This window comes from Psychrobacter sp. AOP3-A1-26 (genome assembly GCF_052378235.1).
In the GTDB taxonomy this organism is placed as follows: Bacteria; Pseudomonadota; Gammaproteobacteria; order Pseudomonadales; family Moraxellaceae; genus Psychrobacter.
This window is the reverse complement of sequence record NZ_JBQSXN010000135.1, coordinates 1-4,207: the sequence shown is the minus strand read 5'-3', so window position 1 is coordinate 4,207 and position 4,207 is coordinate 1. Positions and strand designations below refer to the sequence as shown.

General features: G+C 44.5%; 2 protein-coding genes. One reads left to right on the top strand and one right to left on the bottom strand.

The annotated features are described in order from the left end of the window. Positions 1-343: 343 nt before the first annotated feature. A complete protein-coding gene (locus ACT3TU_RS13615) occupies positions 344-2,554 on the bottom strand; it encodes a carboxy terminal-processing peptidase (RefSeq protein ID WP_192522649.1) in 2,211 nt (736 codons plus the stop codon). A gap of 531 nt (positions 2,555-3,085) precedes the next feature. On the opposite strand from ACT3TU_RS13615, the gene nagZ reads away from it, so the two are divergent. Beyond that, entirely contained in the window at positions 3,086-4,159 is a 1,074-nt protein-coding gene (nagZ, locus tag ACT3TU_RS13610) for a beta-N-acetylhexosaminidase (RefSeq protein WP_444784491.1), read from the top strand. Positions 4,160-4,207: the final 48 nt, after the last annotated feature.

Here is a 4,207-nt window from a genome sequence, read left to right as displayed (position 1 = left end):
TAATTACTATTTTCCAGACGTAACAAAGCCGCATAACGACTAGCATTATGCGGCTTTTATCACCAACCATCCATGTTAACGTTATATGAGGCCTAATCCCGGGGCATCCTATAACTGTCAGGCATCCAGCCTTATCATCCTTAACCAGCAAACCACCTATCCCTGATGCGATCTTTCAGATACCAATCCCTAGTATCAATGAACCGTTTCGTTCAATCGTGCCGTACAGTTATAATCGCAGATTGGCCGATGGTTAGTAAGAGGTATAAACGTCAATCGATGTAAGCATATGCTTACATCGATTTATATGGCCGTTTTTATAGCTCAATACATCCTATTTATTCTATAGCTTCTCTTCTGGGCTAAGCAGTTCTTTGGGTTCAGCGCTGAGCATGATATAGGCCGCTTCATTAATGAATACCTCGTCTTCGGGCAACTCTGGGCGTTCATTGGCTTTCATTTGACTGCGCTCTTCAAATTTTGCATCCATTGCTGCTTGATAGGTATTCCAATTGGAATACGGGCGCTCACCAGAGGCGATGAGGCGTTTGTTTTCCGCTTCCAATGAGCGTTTTTCAATCAGCTGCATCTTGGCGCGGCGGCTATTGATATCGAGATTAACCGCCTTCTTTTCATCATCCATATCACGAATATCGTTGAGCGTTGATAAGTAAGTAAACTGCGGGTTTTTCTGTTGACGGATTTTGGACTGCTGATTTAGGGTGGCTAAAGTGTCGTCAGAAAACTTGCCTTCAGGTTTGTAAGGAGCGGTTTTAATGGTATCCCAAGGCAACGCTTTTTTCTGCGCGCGCTCGCCAAAGGTTGCATCATCATAGATATTGACCAACTCAACGTCAGGCACAACGCCTTTATTCTGCGTACTACCACCAGTAATACGGTAAAACTTACGCTGCGTTAAAGTCGCTGAACCCAATGCCAAGCTATCGAGTTGAATTTGTGCAGAGCCTTTACCTGTTGTGGTACTGCCGACCACCAAGCCACGACCATAGTCTTGAATAGCAGCAGCGAAGATTTCACTGGCAGATGCCGATGCTAGGTTGGTCAACACCACTACCTTGCCGTCATAAAGCTGTTCGCCACCATCATCGTCACGATAGACCTGAATATTGCCGCGGTTGTCACGGATTTGTACCATCGGTCCACTCTTAATAAAGAAGCCCAGCATTTTGGCCACTTCATCTAACGAGCCGCCTGGGTTATTACGCAGATCAACCACCAAACCATCAATATTTTCTTTATTCAGCTCTTTCAGTGCTTTTTCGGTATCGATACTGACACTACGATAGTTTTCGCCATTACGGCGGGCACGATAATTTAAATAAAAACTCGGGATTTCAAGTACGCCGATACGCTTGGGTGTTTTGTCAATATTAGGACGCTGGACTTCGACGATACGCTGAGTAACGCCTGATTCTTCTTGCTGAATGATGTCACGAACCACGGTCACGTTACGGGCGCTGGCGTCCGGCGTATTAGGCTGACGCAGCTTGAGCGTGACTGAGGTACCACGCTTACCTCGAATCAAACTGACAATCTCACGTGTCGACCAGCCGACCACATCAGTCATGGTCTCCCCATCTTTTGCGATACCCACAATTAAGTCATTGGGCTTAATCTGACCAGATTTCGCCGCTGGGCCACCGTCCACTAACGTCACGATACGAGTATAATCTGGGTTTTTACGGTCAGGGCGAATAGAAACCCCGATCCCCTCTAATTGTAGGCTGGATTGGATTTGTAATTCATTGGCTTGAACCGGGGCATAGTAGTTGCTGTGCGGATCATAAGTCAGCATCGCTGTGTTTAAGATGGTCTCCATGATTTCATCATCTTTGAGACGTTTAGACTGCTCTTGCTGCCGCGACAAACGGTTTTGTAAAATCTCACTTGGCGTACGCTTATCGTTACGCACCAAATCCTGTCCACGAGTAATATCTGGATTGCTTAAAAATACTTTTTCTTTGGCTTTCTCATCTTCTTGACCCAAAGTAATACTCATCAACTGAAATTTCAGCTGACGCGACCAATAATCACGCTGCTCTTTTTTGGTTTTAAAATGCTTGAGCTTTTCACGGTCGAGGACGATGGTGTCTTTACTGGTCAAATCTAAGTCTGTTTTTAGCATTTTGCTTGCCATCACAAAATACTCGTTCGAGCGTTTACGATAACGTTCAAACACTTCTACCCCTGCAGACAAGTCTCCGCGTTTGAGGCGCGCACCAAATTCATCAGCATATTTTTTCTTAAACTCATCGACATCCGACTGCAAAAACAACGTATGGTTTGGATCAAGGCTATCAATATACATAGATAAAATCTCGCTCCCTGTCTCGCTATCGAGCGGCTGATTGAGATAATGGCTACGATCCAGCAAAGCAGCTACTTGGCGGGTGGTGACTTTTTGTTCAGGCGTCTGTACAAAGCTCCCAGTATTGGTTTCTGCTACCGCAGTGCCATAGCTCTGGGCGAGAATGATACCGGCGACGCCCACTGACGCGGCACTGAGTAACCACTGTGCTGGTTGTTTTTTCATTATGTATACCTAGTTATTTTACGTTAATAATATTATTTGTTTTATCAAAATTAAAGCAGGATTGGTGAGTCACTGCCCACGATGTTTGTTATTTTTCTGCCTTCACTTTTCTGCTAGCGGTCATTTAGCATTGCCTTGCTGATAATACTTTTTAACAATAGCCTTTGAGCTACCACTTCTAAATTTTATTATCGTCTGCCGATATATGTTTAAAAATCAAACAATACTAACATGAGCATAAATACTGGACTGTCTCAAACTGTATAAGCAATATTACACGCTACGCCAGCACATACCAAACTTTCTAACATATTTATTATGTCTGTTTATTCATCAACATGGACAGCTATAGGTATTCACAGATTGATTTGATTGTATGACGCTGTCACATTATGCTCGATTAATAATAACTGTCATAATACAACTGTCTGGATGATAGCCTAATATTGTGATTACTCATTATCTATCGTCAGTTAAACCCATTCAATTACACTCATAATATAACAATAGTTAACCTATAAGGATTACGCAATGTACGGCGTCTTAATGATCGATATCGATAGTACCGTATTAACGGCTGAGGATATTAGCTTAATCAAACAAGCACAGGTTGGTGGGGTGATATTGTTTGCCCGAAATGTCACAGATGCCGCGCAAGTGCGAGCATTATGTGATGACATACGCTATCACAATCCTGATATTTTAATTGGTGTCGACCAAGAAGGTGGGCGCGTTGCCAGATTACGTAATGGATTTACCCCTCTACCTGCCATGGGTCGGCTCGGTGAGTTATTTAATAAAGACCCCAGCCAAGCGCTTGCTCGTGCCTATGATTGTGGTTATTTAATGGCGACAGAAGTATTGGCCGTAGGCATTGATTTAAGCTTTGCACCCGTACTCGATAGAGATGGTATCAGTCAGGTCATTGGCGATCGTAGCTTTCATCATGACCCGCAAGCCATTACGGCTCTGGCGACCCAGTTTATGCGCGGCATGAAAGCAGCCGGCATGGCAACCACGGGTAAGCACTTCCCCGGTCATGGTGCTATCGCCCCTGACTCACATGTGGCTGAGGCCGTCGATACACGTAGCTTTGATGAAATTATGCACAGTGATATGCAGCCTTTTGCGCAATCGTTACCCTGGCTCGATGCCTTAATGCCCGCGCACGTTATTTTCTCACAAGTGGATGACAAACCAGCAGGATTCTCTAAGATTTGGCTCAAAGACATCCTACGCAATCGGCTTGAGTTTGATGGTGTCTTATTCTCTGATGATTTATGCATGGCAGGGGCTCAAGCCGCTGGTGATGTCAGCGCTCGTGTAAAAGCTGCCATCGAAGCAGGTTGTGATATTGCGCTGGTCTGTAATGACCGCGTTGCCGCGCACGAAGCAGCAGAGACGGCGCAAGAGCTGCCTTATCCCAACCAAAACCGTATCAAAACTATGTGTGGCAATATACCCTTATGGCAAGGCGAGCTTGATGCTACTTGTCAGCAGTTTGACTACTGGCAACAAGCAAAACAAAACGTGACTCAAACCTTTTTTAATACTCAGTCTGAGGTGCAAACTTCTGACTTCAAAGACCCTACCGCTTATATATAGTTAAAATACTTTAAAAAACGCTACGATACTGTGGGTATAGTTTTTTTG

Bases quoted from the DNA above. Each gene is read 5' to 3' on its own strand.
- ACT3TU_RS13615 (WP_192522649.1), bottom strand. From the start codon at position 2,554: ATGAAAAAACAACCAGCACAGTGGTTACTCAGTGCCGCGTCAGTGGGC.
- nagZ (WP_444784491.1), top strand. From the start codon at position 3,086: ATGTACGGCGTCTTAATGATCGATATCGATAGTACCGTATTAACGGCT.